General features: G+C 68.8%; 17 protein-coding genes. 5 read left to right on the plus strand and 12 right to left on the minus strand.

Features of this window, described 5'->3' with window-relative positions:
* Positions 1-12: 12 nt before the first annotated feature.
* From folC to leuC, 11 genes are all read right to left on the minus strand, one after another.
* A complete protein-coding gene (gene folC / locus DIS04_RS12720; RefSeq protein ID WP_245904562.1) occupies positions 13-1,302 on the minus strand; it encodes a bifunctional tetrahydrofolate synthase/dihydrofolate synthase in 1,290 nt (429 codons plus the stop codon).
* A 6-nt stretch (positions 1,303-1,308) separates the two neighbouring features.
* Entirely contained in the window at positions 1,309-2,325 is a 1,017-nt protein-coding gene (gene accD, locus DIS04_RS12725; protein ID WP_111414151.1) for an acetyl-CoA carboxylase, carboxyltransferase subunit beta, read from the minus strand.
* Between the two features lie 75 nt (positions 2,326-2,400).
* A complete protein-coding gene (gene trpA / locus DIS04_RS12730) occupies positions 2,401-3,216 on the minus strand; it encodes a tryptophan synthase subunit alpha (protein WP_111414152.1) in 816 nt (271 codons plus the stop codon).
* A gap of 2 nt (positions 3,217-3,218) precedes the next feature.
* The gene (trpB, locus tag DIS04_RS12735) at positions 3,219-4,433 is read right to left on the minus strand and encodes a tryptophan synthase subunit beta (protein WP_111414153.1); all 1,215 of its coding nucleotides are present in this window, start codon (positions 4,431-4,433) and stop codon (positions 3,219-3,221) included.
* 61 nt (positions 4,434-4,494) lie between these two features.
* Positions 4,495-5,133, minus strand: a complete 639-nt coding sequence (locus DIS04_RS12740; protein ID WP_422667952.1) for a phosphoribosylanthranilate isomerase — start codon at positions 5,131-5,133, stop codon at positions 4,495-4,497.
* Positions 5,130-6,074, minus strand: coding sequence for a tRNA pseudouridine(38-40) synthase TruA (gene truA, locus DIS04_RS12745; RefSeq protein ID WP_111414154.1), 945 nt, complete (start codon positions 6,072-6,074; stop codon positions 5,130-5,132). The genes DIS04_RS12740 and truA overlap by 4 nt, the downstream gene beginning before the upstream one ends.
* A gap of 7 nt (positions 6,075-6,081) precedes the next feature.
* Positions 6,082-8,679, minus strand: coding sequence for a type IV pilus assembly protein FimV (locus DIS04_RS12750; RefSeq protein ID WP_162623058.1), 2,598 nt, complete (start codon positions 8,677-8,679; stop codon positions 6,082-6,084).
* Between the two features lie 231 nt (positions 8,680-8,910).
* Entirely contained in the window at positions 8,911-10,023 is a 1,113-nt protein-coding gene (asd, locus tag DIS04_RS12755; protein WP_111414156.1) for an aspartate-semialdehyde dehydrogenase, read from the minus strand.
* Positions 10,024-10,124: 101 nt separating this feature from the next.
* On the minus strand, positions 10,125-11,204 hold the full coding sequence (gene leuB / locus DIS04_RS12760) for a 3-isopropylmalate dehydrogenase (RefSeq protein ID WP_111414157.1): 1,080 nt from the start codon (positions 11,202-11,204) through the stop codon (positions 10,125-10,127).
* A gap of 201 nt (positions 11,205-11,405) precedes the next feature.
* Positions 11,406-12,059 (minus strand): 3-isopropylmalate dehydratase small subunit, encoded by a 654-nt coding sequence (leuD, locus tag DIS04_RS12765; RefSeq protein ID WP_111414158.1) that lies wholly within the window; start codon positions 12,057-12,059, stop codon positions 11,406-11,408.
* 3 nt (positions 12,060-12,062) lie between these two features.
* Positions 12,063-13,508, minus strand: coding sequence for a 3-isopropylmalate dehydratase large subunit (gene leuC, locus DIS04_RS12770; protein WP_111414159.1), 1,446 nt, complete (start codon positions 13,506-13,508; stop codon positions 12,063-12,065).
* A gap of 328 nt (positions 13,509-13,836) precedes the next feature.
* Between leuC and DIS04_RS12775 the strand changes: the two genes are divergently transcribed.
* Entirely contained in the window at positions 13,837-14,727 is an 891-nt protein-coding gene (locus DIS04_RS12775; RefSeq protein WP_111414160.1) for a LysR family transcriptional regulator, read from the plus strand.
* A 64-nt stretch (positions 14,728-14,791) separates the two neighbouring features.
* Entirely contained in the window at positions 14,792-16,120 is a 1,329-nt protein-coding gene (locus DIS04_RS12780; RefSeq protein WP_111414161.1) for a hypothetical protein, read from the plus strand.
* 16 nt (positions 16,121-16,136) lie between these two features.
* Here DIS04_RS12780 and DIS04_RS12785 read toward each other — a convergent pair whose 3' ends face one another.
* Entirely contained in the window at positions 16,137-16,652 is a 516-nt protein-coding gene (locus DIS04_RS12785) for a zinc ribbon-containing protein (RefSeq protein WP_111414162.1), read from the minus strand.
* Between the two features lie 207 nt (positions 16,653-16,859).
* Here DIS04_RS12785 and leuS point away from each other — a divergent pair, with 207 nt between their 5' ends.
* The 3 genes from leuS to holA all read left to right on the plus strand — a co-directional run bounded on the left by leuS (position 16,860) and on the right by holA (position 21,093).
* Positions 16,860-19,442 (plus strand): leucine--tRNA ligase, encoded by a 2,583-nt coding sequence (gene leuS / locus DIS04_RS12790; protein WP_111414163.1) that lies wholly within the window; start codon positions 16,860-16,862, stop codon positions 19,440-19,442.
* Between the two features lie 22 nt (positions 19,443-19,464).
* Entirely contained in the window at positions 19,465-19,962 is a 498-nt protein-coding gene (locus DIS04_RS12795) for an LPS-assembly lipoprotein LptE (RefSeq protein WP_111414164.1), read from the plus strand.
* Between the two features lie 72 nt (positions 19,963-20,034).
* Positions 20,035-21,093, plus strand: a complete 1,059-nt coding sequence (gene holA, locus DIS04_RS12800; protein ID WP_111414165.1) for a DNA polymerase III subunit delta — start codon at positions 20,035-20,037, stop codon at positions 21,091-21,093.
* Positions 21,094-21,140: the final 47 nt, after the last annotated feature.

The following is a 21,140-nucleotide window of genomic DNA, read 5'->3' on the forward strand; positions in this document are numbered from 1 at the left end:
CCTCCTGCCCCGCTAGGCCGCCTGCGCCTGCTTCCACGCCAGTATGGCCGCCACCGTATGGAAGGAGCCGCATACCAGCACGCGATCGTCGGGCGCCAGGCGCCCGGCCAGCCACGACGCCCCGTCCTCGGGAGTCTGGCCCTGGTAAGCGACATGTTCTCCGTGCGCCTCGATGCGCCCCGCCAGGTCCGCGGCGGGACGTGACCGCTCGCCGGCCAGGGTCACCGCAACCCAGCCATCCGCCACCTCGGCGAGGGCCGCGATGACACCGTCGGCATCCTTGTCGCCCAGCATGCCGAGCAGCACCCAGGTGCGCCCACGGCATGGCTGCGCCGCCAGCCTGCTCGCCAGGTAGGCGGCCGCGTGCGGGTTGTGGCCGACGTCCAGGCACCACTGTCCCAGCCACTGCATGCGACCGGGTACCTGCAGTTCACGCAGCGCCAGCCGGCAATTCACCTCGTCGAGCGCAACGCCCGCCGATACCAGCGCCTGCAGCGCCGTAGCCGCATTGTCCAGCGGCAGGCCTGGGTCAGGCAAGTCCGCGAGGCGCGGGGGCGTCCCTTCGGCGGCAGCCCCCAGCCAGCTGAAGCGCCCCTCGACGCCGCGCTTCCAGTGAAAGTCATGGCCCAGCAGCGTGACCGGCGCGCCCAGCGCCTCGGCGCATTGGCCCACGCTGGCGGGCAACTGGCTGCTGCCCAGGACGGCGGGATGACCGGCGCGCATGATGCCGGCCTTCTCTCGCCCGATACCATCGAGGTCGCTGCCGAGGTAGTCGGCATGGTCGAGGGCAATGGTGGTGATGACGGCGACATCGGCATCGATCACGTTGACCGCATCGAGCCTTCCCCCCAGTCCGACCTCGAGCACGGCAAGGTCGGGGCGGCAGCGGGCGATGACCCAAAGTGCTGCCAGGGTGCCGGCTTCGAAGTAGGTCAGGCTCACGGGATCGCCGGCCAGCCGCGCCGAGTCGACGGCTTCGAAGCCGGCGATGAGGCTGGCATCGTCCGCTTCACGGCCATCGAGCCGCAGCCTTTCGTTGTAGCGCAGCAGGTGGGGCGAGGTGTAGGCGGCGGTGGCAAGGCCATGCGCCCGGGCCACGGCCTCGATGATCGCCACCGTCGAGCCCTTGCCGTTGGTGCCGGCCACGGTGATGATGCACGGAGCCAGGCGCTGCTCCAGCAGCCCCATGCGGCGGGCGACCTCGGCCACGCGCTCGAGGCCGAGGTCGATACCCACCGGATGGGCCCGCTCCAGATAGCCGAGCCAGTCGTCCAGCGTGCGGGTTGGGGTCGAAGGCAGCACGAGCGGTCAGCGCGTCGCGTCAGAGCGGTCGGCGTCCTCGGACGAGGCCGGTTGCTCGGGCGCACCCGACTCGATGGGGTCGAGTATCTCGCCCTCCTCCGCAGCCGCACGCTCGGCCTCGTCGACCAGGTCCGGTTCGAGGGGACCGGGAAGTTCCAGGCCCTGGGGCGGCTGGTGGGTGAGCTTGCGCAGCACGGCACCTAGCCGCTCGCGCATCTCGCCGCGGGCCACGATCATGTCCACCGTACCGTGCTCGAGCAGGAACTCGCTGCGCTGGAAACCCTCGGGCAGCTTCTCGCGCACGGTCTGCTCGATGACCCGCGGGCCGGCGAAGCCGATCAGCGCGTTGGGCTCGGCCACGTTGAGATCGCCGAGCATGGCCAGCGAGGCCGAGACGCCGCCGAACACGGGGTCGGTGAGCACCGAGATGTAGGGCACCCCGGCCTCGCGCAGCCGCTCCAGCGCTGCCGAGGTCTTGGCCATCTGCATCAGCGAGAACAGCGCCTCCTGCATCCGCGCCCCGCCGGAGGCCGAGAAGCAGACGAAGGGGATGCGCTCCTCGAGCGCCAGGCTGGCGACACGCACGAACTTCTCGCCCACCACGGCGCCCATCGAGCCCCCCATGAAGGTGAACTCGAAGGCCACCACGACCACCGGCAGGCCATCCAGGGTGCCACGCATGGCCACCAGCGCGTCCTTCTCGCCGGTCTCCTTCTGGGCCGCGGCGAGGCGATCCTTGTACTTCTTGGAGTCGCGAAACTTGAGGCGGTCCACCGGCTCGAGCTCGGCCGAGATCTCCTCGCGCCCGCTCTTGTCGAGAAACCAGTCGAGCCGCTTGCGCGCGGTCAGGCGCAGGTGGTGGTCGCACTTGGGGCAGACGTTGTGATGCTTTTCCAGTTCGGGCAGGTAGAGTACCGCCTCGCACTTGGGACACTTGCGCCACAGGCCGTCGGGCACGCTGGCCCGCCGGTCCTTGCGCTGAATCCGCCCCATGGAGGGAACAATCTTGTCGAGCCAGCTCATGTCAGAAGGACTTCCGTATGCTGTTGCGCCCGGCGGAGCCGGGCGTCATGAATCGAATCTCGGGCAAGGGCAAGCTCAGCGAGCGGGCAGCGCATCCAGGGCCTGGCGCATCTCGCCGAGCACCGCCTTGAGCTCAGCGGCGATCGCTTCGGGCCGCTCGGCGTTGTCGGCGATGCGACTGACCAGGGCACTGCCGACGATGACGCCATCGGCGACCTTGCCGACCTCGGCCGCCGAGGCGCCGTCGCGGATGCCGAAGCCGACGCACAGCGGCAGCTCGGTCAGCTCGCGCAGCGGCGCCAGGTGCTCGGCCACGTCGTCGGCGTTGAGCGTGGCGGCCCCGGTCACGCCCTTGAGCGCAACATAGTAGAGGTAACCCTCGCCATGGGCGCATATTGTAGCGGCCCGCTCGCGGGAAGTGGTAGGGGCGACGAGAAAGATCGAGGCCAGGCCGCGCGCCTTGAGGATGGGACCGAACTCGTCGGCCTCCTCGGGCGGCATGTCCACGGTCAGCACACCGTCGATGCCGGCGGCGGCGGCCTGGTCGGCGAACGCCTCGAGGCCGATGCGCTCGATCGGGTTGAGATAGCCCATCAGCACGACCGGGGTGTCGCCGTCGGCCTGACGGAACTCGCGCACCATCTCGAACAGGTGGGTCAGGCGCACGTGGTGCCTCAGCGCCCGCTCACAGGCCTTCTGGATCACCGGGCCGTCGGCCATGGGGTCGGAGAACGGCACCCCCAGCTCGAGCACGTCGGCGCCGGCTTCGACCAGTGCATGGAGGTAACCGACGGTGTACTGGGGCGCCGGATCACCGGCGGTGATGTAGGGGATCAGCGCCCGGCGGCCCTCGGCCTTGAGTTCGGCAAAGCGTTTGTCGATGCGATTCATGGTCAGAACTCCAGCCCGTCGATCTTGGCGACCGTCATGATGTCCTTGTCGCCGCGGCCGGAGAGGTTGACCACGATGTGCTGGTCGGGGCGCATGGTCGGCGCCAGCACCTTGGCATGCGCCAGCGCATGGGCCGACTCCAGCGCCGGCATGATGCCCTCCACCCGGGTCAGCTCGCGGAACGCCTCGAGCACGGCGTCGTCGTTGGCCGCCACGTACTGCACCCGCCCGACGTCCTTCCACAGCGCGTGCTCGGGCCCCACCCCCGGGTAGTCCAGGCCGGCGGAGATCGAGTGGGTGTCGGAGACCTGGCCGCCTTCGTCGGACATCAGGTAGGTGCGATTGCCGTGGAGCACGCCGCGCGGCGCGTTCGACGCCAGCGGTGCGGCATGCCGCCCGGTATCGACGCCGTCGCCGCCGGCCTCGACGCCGTACATGGCGACCTCGTCATCCTCGACGAAGGGGTAGAACAGGCCCATGGCATTGGAGCCACCGCCGACGCAGGCGATCAGCGCATCGGGCAGCCTGCCGAACTCCTCCAGCGACTGGCGGCGCGCCTCGCGGCCGACCACGGCGTTGAAGTCGCGCACCAGCATGGGATAGGGGTGCGGCCCGGCCACGGTGCCGATGATGTAGAAGGTGTCGTCGACGTTGGTGACCCAGTCACGCAGCGCCTCGTTCATGGCATCCTTCAGCGTGCGCGTGCCGGATTCGACCGGAATCACCTTGGCCCCGAGCAGGCGCATGCGGTAGACGTTGAGCTTCTGGCGCTCGACGTCCTCGGCGCCCATGTAGACCTCGCAGGCAAGCCCCAGGCGCGCCGCCACGGTGGCCGTGGCCACGCCGTGCTGGCCGGCGCCGGTCTCGGCGATCACCCGCGGCTTGCCGCTCATCTTGGCCAGCAGCGCCTGACCGATGGTGTTGTTCACCTTGTGCGCGCCGGTATGGTTGAGATCCTCGCGCTTGAGCCAGACCTGTGCCCCGCCGAGCTGCTGCGACCATCGCTCCGCATGGTAGAGCGGAGAAGGACGGCCCACGTAATGGGCCAGGTCGTAGTCGAATTCGGCCTGGAAATCGGGATCGTCGCGAAGACGCAGGTAGGTCTTCTCCAGATCGTCCAGGGCGAAGCTCAGGGTCTCCGAGACGAACCGGCCGCCATAGGGGCCGAAGTGGCCGCGGGCGTCCGGCAGTCGGGTCAGGTCACTGAACTTGCTCACTAAAGACACCTCATAGGGTCGCCATAAGGGACAGGGTTGGGTCGGGCTCGGGCGAAAACAGTCATCCCAGGCGCTTGCGGTCGGCCTGGGCCACCGCCGCGGCGAAGGCCGACAGCAGGCGGGGATCCTTGCAGCCGGGCTCGGCTTCCACGCCGCCGGAGACGTCCACCGCGAAGGGGGTGACGCGCTCGATGGCGTCGGCCACGTTGCCCGGGGTCAGCCCACCCGCGAGAATAACAGGTTTTTCCAGGTTTGCGGGGATTCGCGACCAGTCGAAGGTCTCCCCGGTACCGCCCGGCAGCCCCGGCCGATAGGCATCCAGCAGCAGCGCCCGGGCGCCGCGGTAGGCCGCGGCCGCGGCGTGCAGATCGAGGTCGTCGCGCATGCGCAGCGCCTTGATCCAGGGGCGCCCGAACCCGCCACAGAAGGCCGGGGGCTCGTCGCCGTGGAACTGCAGCAGGTCGAGATGAGGGCTCGCGCGCCGCACGAGCTCGGGTGAGGGGTCGACGAACAGCCCCACCCGGACCACGAAGGCCGGCACCCGGTCCGACAGGGCCGCAAGCCGCTCCTCGTCGACGTGACGCCGGCTGCCGGGCCAGAGCACGAAGCCGAGCGCATCGGCCCCGGCGGACACGGCCTCGGTCACGTCCCGCTCACGGGTCAGGCCGCAGAACTTGATGCGGGTGCGGGATGGCATCATGGCTTCCCCTCCTCCACCACGGGTGCGCCGTGGGCCGGCTCGGCGACGGGCCGGCCTCGGCGAAATTCGACCATGGGGCAGGCCGGCAGTTCACGCTCGCCGGTCCATTCGCCCAGAAAGGCCAGCAGGTTCGGCCCCAGCGGCTCCGCCGGCAGGCCCCAGGCGTCGTCGTAGAGCGAATCGACGAAGTGCAGGCCACAGGCCGGGGCAGTGACGTCGGCAAGGGTGCGGTCCCTCAGCGCCAGCAGTTCGGCCAGGTAGTCGTCACCCCGTTCGCCGCGCCCCACGCTGACCAGCGCGCCGACGATGTTGCGGATCATGTGGTGCAGGAAGGCATTGCCCTGCACGTCGACCACCACCAGCGGGCCGTGCCGATGCACCTCGATGAAGTGCAGGTGGCGCCAGGGCGTCTTCGACTGGCAGCCCGCCGCCCGGAAGCTGGAGAAGTCGTGCTCGCCGACCAGCGCCTGGGCCGCGCGATGCATGGCCTCGGCGTCGAGCGGATCGCGGCACCAGGTGACGTTGGCGCGCTCCAGTACCGGCCGGCTCGGCTGATTGAGAATGACGTAGCGATAGCGGCGCGCCAGCGCCTTGAAGCGGGCGTGGAAATCCTCGGGCACCTCGCGTACCCAGCGCACCGCCACATCGCGCGCCAGGTTGGCGTTGACGCCGAACACCCAGGCCTTCTGCGAGCGCGGCGCGGGGGCGTCGAAGTGCACGATCTGGCGCGTGGCATGCACGCCGGAATCGGTGCGTCCGCTGGCGTGCACCGTGACCGGCCGGCTCGCCACCTTGGCAAGCGCCCGCTCCAGCTCGCCCTGTACCGAGGGCGCATGCTTGAGTCGCTGCCAGCCGCAGTAGGCGCTGCCGTCGTATTCCACCCCCAGGGCCAGGCGGCCACTCAGGGGGCGACGATCGTCGAGAGGTCGAAACAGGGTCATGCCACCGTCAGAGTCGATAGTGTGAGATCAGATCCCGGGCCACGTCTCGCACCTGGGGATCGCCGGTATCCTCCTGCAGCCGCTGCAACAGCGGGCGGGCCCGCTCCACGTCACCGCGCTCGAGCAAAAGGCGGGCACGTTCCAGGTCGTCTTGCCTGGCGGTATCGCCCGGGAGCGCACCATTATCGCGGTCCAGCGGCGGGAAGGCCACCTCCTCCACCTCCCATTCGGCTTCGTCCGCCAGCTCGTCCGCCGCCGCGCTCGGTCGTGCCGGTGCAGCGTCTCCCTGATCGGCACTGCGCGCGGCGTCCACATGCGGAAACTCGACGCTGGGCTGCATGGGGGTCTCTGTACGCGGCGGCGGCTCGGGGTCCAGGGTGGGCGGCTGGTAGTCGATGGTGCGCCACCCCACCGGCTCGTTGCGCTCGACGGGAGGATGTCGGCCCTGACCCTCAGCGACCGGCGCTTCGTCGCTCTGCCCCGGCGGCTCGGCCGCCGACGTCTCCCGCCACGGCGCTTCCCGGGGCGCCGGCGGAGCCTCGTCGCCTTCGGCGAACGCGAGCGGGGGGAAGTCGAGCGACTCCCGCTCCGGACTCTCCCCCGCGGTGCCTGACCCCGCGGCCTGTCCCTGAGACTCGTCATCCGCCTCGCCTTCAGGTTCGCCTTTCGCCTCGGCGCCGGGCGCGGGCGTCGCCTCGCTGATCGGGCGGGAACCGCCATCGGGCGCCGCGGGCTGGTGCTTGGCCAGCAGCCGTCCCGCCTCGGCCACCAGGACGGAGTCGCCGGTTTCGGCCAAGCGCTGCGCCTGACGCTCGGCCGCCTGCCGGTCGCCCTGCTCGACGTTCACGTTGAGCAGCTTCAGCCGCAGGTCGTGCCGCTCGGGGTCGCTTGCCAGCCCCGCCTCCAGCAACTCCCTGGCCTGATCGTAGCGGCCGTAGGCCATGAAGATGTCCGCCTCGCTGATCGCTTCGGCCTGGGGCATCGCGGTACGCGGCAGCTCCTCCACAGCCCCCCCCGCCTCGCCGACGCTCATCCCCGTCGCAGCGGGCGGGACCGGATCGCTGGCGTAGCCCGGGGGAGACGCCACGTGGCCGGGCGGAGGCATGCCGTGGACCCGGTTGGGCATGGCGCTGCTGCCCGTTGCCGGCGCCGCCTCGCGACGCTGACGGCGGCGCAGCCATAGCCACAGCCCCAGCAACGCCGCCAGGCCGGCCCCCCCCAGGATGAGGTTGCGATCGACGGAGAGCGGATAGGCCGCCCCCCACCAGGGGGCATCGGCCTCGGGAGCGGGCTCGTGCTGTGTCGTCGCGCTGCCACCCGCCCCTTCGTCGGCCGCCCTGCTGTCCAGCAGCGCGGCCAGCTGTGCTCGCATGGCCTCGACTTCGTCGCGCAGGCCGCCCAGCTCCTGCTGCAGGGCGTCGCGCTCGGCCTCCACCGCCTCCAGCGCAGCCCGGCTCTCCTGCCAGCGCGATTCGAGCTGCGCCAAGCGAGGATCTCCGGCCGCCTGGGCCAGCTCGCCGGCCCCGAGCGCGGCCAGCACCTCGGCATCGAGCACATCGCCGGAGCGGCCGACCTCCGCTTCTGCCGTCGGGGCCGGACGACCGCGCCCTTCGGCCACGCCCATGGCGGCCTCGGCGGCCAGCTGCTCATCGCTGAGCAGGGTGAGCCGCGGCGATTCGGTGGCGTCAGCGGCCTCGGGCTCGACCGGTCGAGCCGGCTGCGCCTCGGCCGGCGAGGAGGATGCCAGCTCGCCAGCGGCGGTTATTGCCGCCACCTCGATCGTCGGCGCCGGGGAAGGCGCCAGGGGAACGCTGGCGGGCGTACCATCGCCCCGATTGGCCCAGGCCCGGTTCATGGCCTGCACGATGTCGGAGGCCTCGCTCGCTGTGCGCGCACCGAGGGCCTCGCGCGACGGCACCACCAGATCGTGGCCGGCACGCATGGCATTGATGTTGCCCGAGGGGAAGACGTCGGGGTTGGCTTCGACCAGCGCCACCATCATCTGGTCCATGCTGATGTCGCTGTCGGGCAGCAGGCGCCCGGCGACCGACCACAGCGTGTCGCCGCTGCCGACCCAGGCGCGATCGTGCCCTCGTGGCGAGCTCGCACGGGAGGCGACAGGCCGGGAGGCGGACTCGATCTCGGGCCGGGGTGTCTCGTCCGAGGGTCGGGCAGCGGGCTCGGCCTGGGCACTCGATCCGCTGACCAGCACGGGCAGGCTGTCGTAGTCGGGTGGATCGAGCAGCAGGGTGACCTCGCGCAGCTGGCGCCCCGCGGGCCAGTCGAAACGCAGCAGCAGGTCCATCCAGGGCTCGCGCACGGGCCTCTCGCTGGCAAGCGCCACCACCCACTGCCCCTGGCGCACCTCCACGTCGGCACGCACGCTGGCCGCCAGCGGGGTGCGCGAGAGCCCGGCAGACTCGAACTCGCGCGGCTCGGCCACGGCGACGCGCAGCCGCTCGGGGTCGAGCCCGTCCGTATCGGTGAGCGGGATGACGGCACGCAACGGTGCATTGAGCGAGGAACGCACCTCGACCTCCCCCACCCCCAGTGCCAGCGCCTGTGGGCTTGCGGCCGCCAGCGCCAGCAGCATGGCTAATGTCAACTTGCGTCTCATTGAGCTCCCTTGCGTTGCCGCTTGCCTCTTCAGCGTCCGGCACCTGGGACGCCGGGGCAAGCTTATGCCGGAATATGTACCATATCCTCCTGCCGCCCGCTCCTCGCCCCGGGGGCGGCGCTGCCTACGCTCCCCTCACGCCACGAGGGACTGCCGCCCCCATGCAAAAACGGGGCACCTCCCGCAGGAGATGCCCCGTCGCTGGCAACTGCGAGACGATCACTGCTCGCGCAGGATCTTCAGCATGCGCTTGAGCGGTTCGGCGGCGCCCCACAGCAACTGGTCGCCAACGGTGAAGGCCGAGAGGTACTCGCCCCCCATGTTCAGCTTGCGCAGGCGTCCCACCGGCACGTCGAGCGTTCCGGTGACAGCTGCCGGCGTCAGGCCCGAAATCGTGGCGTCCTTGTCGTTGGGGATCACCTTGACCCATTCGTTGTGCTTGGCGATGCGCTCCTCGATTTCATCTATCGGCACATCTTTCTTCAACTTGATGGTAAAGGCCTGGCTGTGCGAGCGCATGGCGCCGATGCGCACGCAGAGGCCGTCGATCGGGATCGGGTTGGACTGCAGGCCGAGGATCTTGTTGCTCTCGACGCTGCCCTTCCACTCCTCGCGGCTCTGGCCGTTGTCGAGCTTGGTGTCGATCCAAGGCAGCAGGCTACCGGCCAGCGGCGCGGTGAAGTTCTCGACCGGGAAGTCCTGCCCCTTCATGACCGCCGCCACCTTGCGATCGATGTCGAGGATGGCGCTGGAGGGGTTGTCTAGCTCGCTCTTGACCACGTCGCGCAGCGCGCCCATCTGGTTGAGCAACTCGCGCATGTGCTTGGCGCCGGAGCCGGAGGCGGCCTGATAGGTCATGGAGGTCATCCACTCGATCAGGTCGGCCTCGAACAGCCCGCCCAGGCCCATCAGCATCAGGCTGACGGTGCAGTTGCCGCCGACGAAGGTCCTGGCGCCGCGCGCCAGCTGCGCGTCGATGACGTGGCGGTTGACCGGGTCGAGCACGATGGTCGCCTCGTCCTCCATGCGCAGGGTGCTGGCGGCATCGATCCAGTAGCCCTTCCAGCCGCTGCCGCGCAGGTCGCCGTAGACCTGCTTGGTGTAGTCGCCGCCCTGGCAGGTGATGACCACGTCGAGCGCCTTGAGCGCCTCGATGTCGGTGGCATCCTTGAGCGGAGGCACGTCCACGCCGATGTCGGGGCCGGGCTTGCCGACCTGGGAGGTGGTGAAGAAGATCGGCTCGATGCCGTCGAAATCTCCATCCTCCAGCATGCGCTGCATGAGCACCGAGCCCACCATGCCGCGCCAACCGACGAAACCGACTTTCAACATGTGAAGTCCTCCTGAAAAGAATGAGGCCAATAGTATACATGACCCGGCCCCACCTCGCAGGCGGGGCCGGGCCCGGGGCAACGACCGTCGGCGGACGGCGCTCAGGCCGCCTCGAAGGCCGCCAGCACGGCGTCCCCCATCTCGCGGGTGGTAACGGTGCGCGTGCCCTCGGAGGCAATATCCGCGGTGCGCAGGCCGTCGTCCAGCACTTTCCCCACGGCCGCTTCGATACGGCCCGCCAGCTCGGGCTCGGAGAGCGAGTAGCGCAGCATCATCGCCACCGAGAGGATGGTCGCCAGCGGGTTGGCGACGTTCTGGCCGGCGATGTCCGGCGCGCTGCCGTGGCACGGCTCGTACATGCCCTGGCCGCTCTCGTTGAGCGAGGCCGAGGGCAGCATGCCGATGGAACCGGTCAGCATGGCAGCGGCGTCGGAGAGGATGTCGCCGAACATGTTGCCGGTGACCATCACGTCGAACTGCTTGGGCGCGCGCACCAGTTGCATGGCGGCGTTGTCGACATACATGTGCGAGAGCTCGACGTCGGGATACTCCGGCGCCAGCCGTTCCATCACCTCGCGCCACAGGATGGTGACCTCGAGCACGTTGGCCTTGTCGACGCTGCACAGGCGCTTGCCGCGCTTCTGCGCCAGCTCGAAGGCGACCCGGCCGATGCGCTCGATCTCGCTCTCGGAATAGACATAGGTGTTGAAGCCGACCCGCTGGCCGTCGCGCATCTCGATGCCGCGGGGCTGGCCGAAGTAGATGCCGCCGGTCAGCTCGCGCACGATCATGATATCCAGCCCCGCCACCAGCTCGGGCTTGAGGCTGGAGGCGCTGGCCAGCTGCGGATAAGTGATGGCCGGGCGCAGGTTGGCGAACAGGCCGAGGTTCTTGCGCAGGCCGAGCAGGCCCTTCTCGGGGCGCTTGGCAAGGTCCTCGAGCTTGTCCCACTTGGGACCGCCCACGGCGCCGAGCAGGATGGCGTCGGCGGCTTTGGCCTTGTCCAGGGTCACGGCGGGCAGCGGCTCGCCGTGCTCGTCATAGGCGCTGCCACCCACCAGCGCCTCCTCCACCTCGACGTCGAGGCCGCGGGCCTGGCAGGCAGCCAGGATGCGACTGGCCTGGGCGGTGATCTCGGGGCCGATGCCGTCACCCGGCAGTACCAGAATCTTGCGTGTCATCGTTGTTTCCTTGGTTGACTACGCCGTCGCAAGCGGGGCGCCGGGGGCAGGCCGAAGAGGAGGTCTTTTGCCATGGATGGCAAAAGTAGCGCCCAGGGACGGGTTCACAGCGCCTCCTCGAAGGCCTGCCGCCGGATCAGCCCCGCGGGGTGATGGGAACCAGCCCCGCCCCAGCGACAGATGCAAAAAAGTTAAGAGCGGTCAGGCCTGAGCGCTCTCGCGGAACAGCCACGGCCGCTCGGCACGGTGGCGCTGTTCGAAGGCACGAATGGCCTCCTCGTCCTGCAGGGTGATGCCGATGTCGTCGAGCCCCTCGAGCAGGCAGTGCTTGCGGAAGGCATCGACCTCGAACTCGAGAATCTCGCCAGAGGGGGTGATGACCCGCTGGTTCTCGAGGTCCACGTCGAGACGATAGCCTTCGCTGGCCTCCACCTCGCGGAACAGGCGATCCACGGTCTCTTCCGGCAGCGTGATCAGCAACAGGCCGTTCTTGAAGGCGTTGTTGTAGAAGATGTCGGCGAAGCTCGGCGCGATCACCACGCGAAAGCCGAAGTCTTCCAGCGCCCAGGGGGCGTGCTCGCGGGAGCTGCCGCAGCCGAAGTTGCGCCGTGCGAGCAGCACGCTCGCACCCTGATAGCGCGGCTGGTTGAGCACGAAATCCGGGTTCAGCGGGCGCTGGGAAACGTCCTGGCCGGGCTGCCCCTCGTCGAGGTAGCGCAGCTCGTCGAACAGGTTGACGCCGAAGCCGGTACGCTTGATCGACTTCAGGAACTGCTTGGGAATGATCAAGTCGGTGTCGACGTTGGCCCGGTCGAGCGGGGCGACGAGCCCTTCGGTGCGTTCGAACTTCCTCATGGCTCAGGCCTCCTCTGCAACGGGCTGGGCGTCGAGACGACGCACATCGACGAAATGGCCGGCAATGGCGGCGGCGGCGGCCATGGCCGGGCTGACCAGGTGGGTGCGCCCGCCGTAGCCCTGGCGTCCCTCGAAATTGCGGTTCGAGGTGGAGGCGCAGTGCTCGCCGGCGCCGAGCTTGTCGGCGTTCATCGCCAGGCACATGGAGCAGCCCGGCTCGCGCCACTCGAAGCCCGCTTCGATGAAGATCTTGTCGAGCCCCTCGGCTTCGGCCTGGCGCTTCACCAGGCCGGAGCCCGGCACCACCATGGCAAGCTTGATGGAGTCGGCCACCTTCTTGCCGCGTGCCACCTTGGCCGCCTCGCGCAGATCCTCGATGCGCGAGTTGGTGCACGAGCCGATGAACACCTTGTCGAGCTTGATCTCGGTAATCTTCTGCTTGGGCGCGAGGCCCATGTACTCCAGCGCACGGGTGTAGCCGCGCTTGACGGTGTCGTCGTTCTGCTCGGCCGGGTCGGGAACCTCGCCGGAGACGCCGGTGACCATCTCGGGGCTGGTGCCCCAGCTGACCTGGGGTTCGATCTCGGCGGCATCCAGGGTGACCACCTTGTCGAACCGGGCGTCCGCATCGGAGACCAGATTGCGCCAGTCGGCCACCGCGGCCTGCCACAGCTCGCCCCTGGGGGCGAAGGGACGCTCGGCGAGGTAGTCGATGGTGGTGTCGTCGACGGCGATCAGGCCGACCCGGGCACCGGCCTCGATGGCCATGTTGCACACGGTCATGCGCCCCTCCATGGAGAGGTCGCGAATGGCACTGCCGGCGAACTCGATGGCGTAGCCGGTGCCGCCGGCGGTTCCGATGCGGCCGATGATGGCCAGCACGATATCCTTGGCGGTGACGCCGGCGCCCAGCTTGCCCTCGACGCGCACCTGCATGTTCTTCATCTTCTGCGCCAGCAGGCACTGGGTAGCCAGCACGTGCTCCACCTCGGAGGTGCCGATGCCATGGGCCAGCGCGGCGAAGGCGCCATGGGTGGCGGTGTGGGAGTCGCCGCAGACCACGGTCATGCCCGGCAGGGTGGCGCCCTGCTCCGGCCCCACCACGTGGACGATGCCCTGGCGCGGGTCGTTGATCTTGAACTCCTCGATGCCGAACTCGACGCAGTTGTCGTCCAGCGTCTGCACCTGGATCAGCGACACCGGGTCCTTGATGCCGGCGTTGCCCTCGGCGCGCTCCTTGAGCGTGGTCGGCACGTTGTGGTCCGGCGTGGCCAGGTTGGCGTCGAGGCGCCACGGCTTGCGCCCGGCCAGGCGCAGCCCCTCGAAGGCCTGCGGCGAGGTCACTTCGTGCAGCAACTGGCGGTCGATGTAGATCAGTGCGGTGCCGTCGTCGCGCTCCTTCACCAGGTGCTGCGACCACAGCTTGTCGTAAAGCGTCTGGCCTACCATATCGTTCTCCCGGGCTCTGTGGCCCTTTGCCTGTCCGGTCTAGGTTATCGCCGTGGCGTATCTTGCTGCCTATCCACGCGGCTCTCCGTCGACAGGTCTCGCGGAGGCGCTGTAAACCCATCCCTGAGCGCTACATTTGCCATCCATGGCAAATGACCTCCGCTATGACCTGTCCCCGGCGCCGCTCACGCTGCAGCAACCGCCAAGCTCTCGGTACTGGTTGTTCTCGCTTGGCTCTCTTTGGTGTCATCAAGTCTTGCGCGGCTCGCCCATAAAAGCAATTCATGTTATTTATTCATTGGATTCCATAAAGGAATACAAACGAGAGATGGACACCCAGAGCCTGCAGGCCTTCCTCGCCGTGGCCGACAGCGGCAGCTTCTCGCGCGCCGCCGAGCACTTGCATCTGACCCAGCCGGCGGTCTCCAAGCGCATCGCCACCCTCGAGGACCAGATCGGCGCGCGGCTGTTCGACCGCATCGGCCGCCGCGTCACCCTCACCGAAGCCGGCCAGGTGCTGCTGCCCCGCGCCCGGCAGATCCTGGTCATGGTCGACGACAGCCGCCGCGCGCTGACCAACCTCGAGGGCCAGGTCGCCGGCAGCCTGACGCTCGCCACCAGCCACCACATCGGCCTGCACCGTCTGCCGCCCCTGCTGAAAGCTTACACCCAGGCACACCCCGAGGTGCGTCTGGACCTGCGCTTCCTCGACTCGGAGCAGGCCTATCAGGGGGTGTTGGACGGCGAGCTGGAAATGGCCGTGGTCACCCTGGCCCCGCACCCCGACCCGCAGCTCGAGGTGGTCCCCGTGTGGGAGGACCGGATGTGCTTCGTCTGTGCCCTCGACCATCCCCTGGCGACACGCGGCCGGCTCACGCTGCACGAGCTGTGCGCCTTCGATGCCGTGCTGCCCGGCCCGCTGACCTTCACCCGCACGCTGATCGAGTCGCGCTTCGCGGCCGCCGGGCTCACGCTGCCCGTGGCGCTCTCCACCAACTATCTCGAGACGCTCAAGATGATGACCGCCATCGGCCTGGGCTGGAGCCTGCTGCCGGAGCGCCTGGTGGCGGGCGAGTTGCACGAACTGGAAGTGGATCATCCTGACATCCACCGCTCGCTGGGCTATCTGGTGCACCGCAGCCGCACCCTCTCCAACGCCGCGCGTGCGATGCTCTTGCTGCTGGAAGCCGTGCATGACACGCCGAGTCGCGGGGAATAAGCGGAAATTGTTAGACTGCTCACGAAACACGCCACCGTGACGACTCGCCGGAGCCCCAGCCATCGTGCCCTCGCCCGACCCTGAAGCCACCTCACCGCGCCACGTCCTGGCAGGCTCGCTGATCCTGCTCGGCCTGGTGCTGCAGGTACTCGCCTTCGCCGGCTACTCGCCGCTGCCCAACGGCGTCGGCTACGCCCTGTGGCTGGCTACCCTGCTGCTGTGGCGCGACATTCCCCGCCGCACCCGCTGGCAGGCCGGAGCCCTGGCGGCCATCGGGCTCGTCCTGCTCGTCGTGGCCAGGTGGCGCTACGCATCCGACATTGCCTGGCCGGCGATCACCAGCGGCAATACCTATGTGGTGGCGATGCTGGTGGGGGTCAGCTTCATCGGCCTGATCGGCAACCGCAGCGGCAGGACGCGACCGCTCGGGCGCCCCGTCACGGGGCGCCGGGGGACCCTGGGCACCTGGCTCGGCGTCCACCTGCTCGGCACGATCCTCAACCTGTCCACGGTGTTCATGATCGGCGATCGCCTGGCTCGGCGCGGGCCGCTGACCACGCCGCAGCTGCTGGCGCTCAACCGCGGCCTCTCCAGCGCCGCGCTGTGGTCGCCCTTCTTTGCCTCGATGGGGGTGGTGATGACCCTGGCACCGGGTATGGAGTTTACCCGCGTGATAGCGGTGGGCCTGCCGCTGGCACTGATCAGCGGCGCGCTGACCACGCTGGAGCTGTCGCGACGCTTCGACCTGACCGAGGTCGCCGGGTTCTCGCTCTCGCCACGCAGCCTGTTGATGCCGGTCACCATGGCCGCACTGGTGATGCTGTTCCATTTCCAGCTCACGCCCGAGCTCGGCATCGTCAGCATCATCACTTTCCTGCTGCCGGCGGTGGCACTGGCCAGCAACCTGCCCGCGGGGCCGCGCTGGACCCTGCGCCGCGTTCGCCAGCACACGCTCCTGCGCCTGCCGGCCATGCGCGGCGAGATCGCACTGTTCCTCTCCGCCGGCCTGCTGACCCTCGGTCTTTCCACCTTCGTCGCCGCGGCAACGGGCAGCGAGTGGCGGCTCTTCTCCCATTTCGGCGCGACCCAGGCCGTGGCCAGCTTCCTTGCCATCGTGGTCAGTGCCGTGGCCGGCCTGCATCCGATCATCGGCGTCTCGGTGCTGGCCTCGATGCTCGATCTGCGTGGCGACGAGCAGACCCTGTTCGCCTTCACCGCGCTTGCCTCCTGGGCGGTGGGCACCTCGGTGGGGCCGCTGTCGGGGATCAACCTGTCGCTGCAGGGTCGCTATGGGGTCAGCGGCTATCGCATCATGCGACACAACCTGGGCTACGCCCTGGCGCTCAGCGCCCTGGTGGTGCTGGGCTTGCTCCTGCTCGATGCCTGGCTGTAGCGGCTGGGCCCCGGGCTCATTGGGAGAGGCGGTAGAAGTAGCGATGCCCGCACTGATGACACGGCTCGATGCGGCTCACGCCCTCCAGTTCGACCCGCGCATCGCAGTGCACGCAGGCCATGCGCCCGGGGGCGGCCACTTCGCCCTCGCAGTAGTCGGCACGGGCGGCCTCGAGGTCCTCGTTGAGCCGGACGTTCTCGACGATGCTGCGATCGGCGATGGAGAGCAGCGACTCCACCACCTTGCGCGAGAGCTGGTCGAGGTCGATGCCCAGCCAGGCGGCCACGCCATGCCCGCTCGCCCGCAGGTAGCGACGCATGTCGATGAGGTCGCGCTCGACCCAGGCCCGCAGCAGGGCGAGTTCGTCCTTGGTGAACTCCTCGAACTCGGCCTCGAACTCGACCGCCTCGTCCAGCTCGCGCTGCAGATTCTCCCAGGTCAGGTCATCCGCTCCCTCACGCAGCCGGGCCAGCATGCGCTCGTAGCCTTCGCGCAGCCGATGTTCGCGTTGGGTGTCGGGACGTTCGCTCATGGTCATCTCCTCACGGCAGGCTGTGCATGGACCGGGCATGGCCCGGCATGCCCTACTGGGGTATCCTTGGTAACCATTTAGACGCCATCACGCCGTCAGTTCAACGTTTTATCGCGATCGAACAGGCGAGGACTGACGCCGGACAAGTTTCCCGCGCAAGCGCACGGTGCCCGTGCCCGAACTCAACAAGGTCATTTCGAAAAGCCGATGGACGCACAGTACAAGCCCTTTGAAATCGAACGCGACGCCCAGCAGTTCTGGGACCAGAACCAGTGCTTCAAGGCGGTGGAGGATGCCAGCCGCGAGAAGTTCTACTGCCTGTCGATGTTCCCCTACCCCAGCGGCAAGCTGCACATGGGGCACGTGCGCAACTACACCATCGGCGACGTGGTCTCGCGCTTCCAGCGCATGCAAGGCCGGAACGTGATGCAGCCCATGGGCTGGGACGCCTTCGGCATGCCGGCGGAGAACGCCGCGATCCAGAACCGCGTGCCGCCGGCGAAGTGGACCTACGACAACATCGACTACATGCGCGGCCAGCTCAAGGCGCTGGGCTTTGCCTACGACTGGAGCCGCGAGTTTGCCACCTGCGACACCGGCTACTACCGCTGGGAGCAGTGGTTCTTCGCCAAGCTGGTGGAGAAGGGACTGGTCTACAAGAAGATGGCCACGGTCAACTGGGACCCGGTGGACCAGACGGTGCTGGCCAACGAGCAGGTCATCGAAGGGCGCGGCTGGCGCTCAGGCGCGCTGGTCGAGCGCAAGGAGATCCCGCTGTGGTTCCTCAGGATCACCGACTACGCCGACGAGTTGCTCGCCGACCTCGACAAGATCGAGTGGCCCGAGCAGGTAAAGACCATGCAGCGCAACTGGATCGGCAAGTCGCGCGGCGTGGAGCTCGCCTTCGATATCAAGACGCCAGAGGGTAGCGCGGCCGAGCCGCTGTCGGTCTACACCACCCGCCCGGATACGCTGCTGGGTGTGACCTACGTGGCGGTCGCCGCCGGCCATCCGCTGGCCAAGGCCGCCGCCGAAGGCAACGCCGAGCTGGCCGCCTTCTGCGATGAGTGCACCCGCGGCGGCACCTCCGAGGCCGAGCTGGCGACCATGGAGAAGCGCGGCATGCCCACCGGGCACGTTGCCGTGCATCCGCTCAGCGGCCGCGAGGTACCGGTCTATGTGGCCAACTTCGTGCTGATGGAGTACGGCACCGGCGCGGTGATGGCGGTACCCGGCCACGACCAGCGCGACTGGGAGTTCGCCACCAAGTACGGCCTGCCCATCGAGGCGGTGATCGGCGACGAGCGCGGTCAGGCGCCGGACCTTTCCGAGGGCGCCTACGTGGAGTACGGCCGGCTGATCAATTCCGGTGAGTTCGACGGCCTGGACTTCGATGCCGCCTTCGAGGCCATTGCCGGCAGGCTGGCCGAGCTGGGTCGCGGCGAGGTGAAGATCAACTATCGCCTGCGCGACTGGGGCGTGGCCCGCCAGCGCTACTGGGGCGCACCGATCCCGGTCAAGTACGGCCCCGAAGGCCAGACCGTGCCGCTCTCCGACGACGAGCTGCCGGTGGCCCTGCCGATGGAGGTGACCGTCGACGCCAGCGGCTCGCCGCTCAAGAAGATGCCCGAGTTCTATGACCTGGGCGGCGGCTGGGTGCGCGAGACCGATACCTTCGACACCTTCATGGAGTCGTCCTGGTACTTCGCCCGCTTCTGCTGCGCCGACAATCAGACGGCGATGCTCGACGAACGCGCCGACTACTGGCTGCCGGTGGATCTCTACATCGGCGGCATCGAGCATGCCATCCTGCACCTGCTCTATGCGCGCTTCTTCACCAAGCTGATGCGCGACCTGGGGCTGGTCAAGGTCGACGAGCCGTTTCAGCGCCTGCTCACCCAGGGTATGGTCATCGCCGAGACCTTCTACCGTTCGACGCCGAACGGTGGCAAGGAGTGGTACAACCCCGCCGACGTGGAAGTCAGGCGCGACGACAAGGGGCGTCCGGTCAGCGCGCTGCTGATCAAGGACGGCGAGCCGGTGGAGATGGGCGGCATCGAAAAGATGTCGAAGTCGAAGAACAACGGCGTCGACCCGCAATCGATGATCGATCGCTTCGGCGCCGACACCGTGCGCCTGTTCATGATGTTCGCCGCCCCGCCCGAGCAGTCGCTGGAGTGGTCCGACTCCGGGGTCGAGGGCGCCAGCCGCTTCCTCAAGCGCCTGTGGCGCCTGGTGGCCGAGCACCTCGAGGCCGGCCAGCCGGGCGAGCTGGAGACCGGCGCGCTCAACGACGCCCAGCGCGAGCTGCGGCGCAAGACCCACGAGACGATCAGGAAGGCCAGTGACGACATCGGCCGGCGCACCACCTTCAATACCGCCATCGCCGCGGTGATGGAGCTGACCAACGCCCTTGCCAAGTTCGACGATGCCAGCCCCCGGGGCCTGGCCGTGGCCCGCGAGGCGGTGGAGGCCTGCGTGCTGCTGCTGGCGCCGATCACGCCGCATGCCTGCCATGCGCTGTGGCGCGAGCTGGGCCACGAGGAGCCGGCCATCGACGCCGCCTGGCCGCAGGTGGACGAATCGGCCCTCGCGCGGGACAGCATCGAGCTGGTGGTGCAGGTCAACGGCAAGCTGCGTGCACGCATCGAGGTGGCGGCCGACGCCCCCAAGGAAGCCATCGAGGCCGAGGCCTTCGCCGCCGAGAACGTGCGGCGGCACACCGAGGACAAGACGGTACGCAAGGTGATCGTGGTGCCGGGAAAGCTGGTCAACATCGTGGTGAGCTGACACGGATCGAACGGGAGCGCCCATGCAGCGACGCGGTTTTCTCAATCTCGCCCTGGCGGCCAGCGCCGTCCTGGCCCTGACCGGCTGCGGCTTTCGCCTGCGCGGCTTCGATACCCCGGGGCTGGCCATCGACGAACTCGCCCTGGCGGGCGACGACAGCGAGCTCGCCCGCCTGGTGGACGAGCGCCTGACCTCGGCCGGCACGCGGGTACACGACGACGCCCCCGAGATCCTCAACCTCGGCCCGGAGACCTTCCGTGAGCGTCAGTTGAGCGTGCTCGACAGCGGCCCGCAGGAGCGGGAGATGACCCTCTCGGTGCCCATCTCGGTGCAGCGCCGCAGCGATGGCGCCTATCGCCTCGCCGAGCAGAACCTCGAAGTGACGACCCGTTTCACGGTCAGCGACGACAACCTGCTGGCCCAGGACGACCTGCGGGAAGAGGCACGCCAGGAGCTGCGCCAGGAGGCCCTGCGCCGCCTGCTCGATCGCCTGCGCGCGCTGGCCGAGGACCCATCATGACAACGTTCCATGCACGCGACGACTCCCGCCAGGCAGTCGGTTCCATCAAGACACATTCATGAAGGCACACCCATGAAGGTCTTTGCCGACAAGCTACCGGAAGCACTGGCCAGGAAGCTGCCGTCGGTGGTGATCGTGGCCGGCGACGAGCCGCTGCAGCACATGGAGGCCTGCGACAACGTGCGCGCCGCCGCTCGCGAGCGCGGCATCGAGGAGCGCGAGATCCTTCACGTGGAAGCCAACTTCGCCTGGGGCCGGCTGCGCGAGTCCGCCGCCAGCCTGTCACTGTTCGCCACGAGCAAGCTGATCGAGCTGCGCCTGGGGAGCCAGAGCCTCGGCCAGGAGGGCGCCAAGGCGCTGAAGGAGTACGCCGATACCCCGGGCAACCGTGACAACGTGCTGCTCGTCAGCATGGGCAAGCTCGACTTCCGCCAGCAGAAGAGCGCCTGGTTCCAGGCGCTCGACAAGCTCGGCCTGTTCGTGCCGGTATGGCCGGTCGACGTCTCGCGGCTCGGTTTCTGGTTGCGCGACCGCGCCGAGCGCCACGGTCTCTCGCTCGAGCTCGACGCCGCCCGCCTGTTGGGCGAGCGCACCGAGGGCAACCTGCTGGCGGCGGACCAGGAGCTGCAGAAGCTGGCCTTGCTGTTGCCGTCGGGCACGCGCGTGGGCCCGGCCCAGATCGCCGGCGGCGTGGAGGACAGCGCCCGCTACGACGTCTTCACCCTGGCCGATGCCTGCCTCAAGGGGGAGCGCGAGCGCGTCTCACGGATCGTCCAAGGCCTTCGCGGCGAGGGTGTCGAGGCCCCCATCGTGCTGTGGGCGCTCAACCGTGAGCTGCGCACGCTGCTCTCGCTGCACCAGCACCTCGACCAGGGCCAGAGCTTCGAGCACGCCTGCAAGGCGCAGAAACCGGCCATCTTCGACAAGCGCCGCCCCGCCTACCAGCAGGCCATTGCGCGCCTGCCGAGGAAGCGCCTGCACAAACTGCTGCTGTTCTCTCAGCGCCTCGACCTCGCGATCAAGGGCGCGGCGCCGTTGCCGCTTTGGGAAGGCCTGCACGACCTGGCCCTGACGCTCGCGGGCGGCCGTGGCCTGCTGGCCGAGCTGCCCTCCTCCTACCGCGTCGGCTGAGCTTTTCGCCCCCTTCACCGCATCGCACCATATCGCTTGCTGCAAGG

Origin of the sequence: Billgrantia lactosivorans (assembly GCF_003254665.1) — a bacterium.
GTDB lineage: Bacteria > Pseudomonadota > Gammaproteobacteria > Pseudomonadales > Halomonadaceae > Halomonas > Halomonas lactosivorans.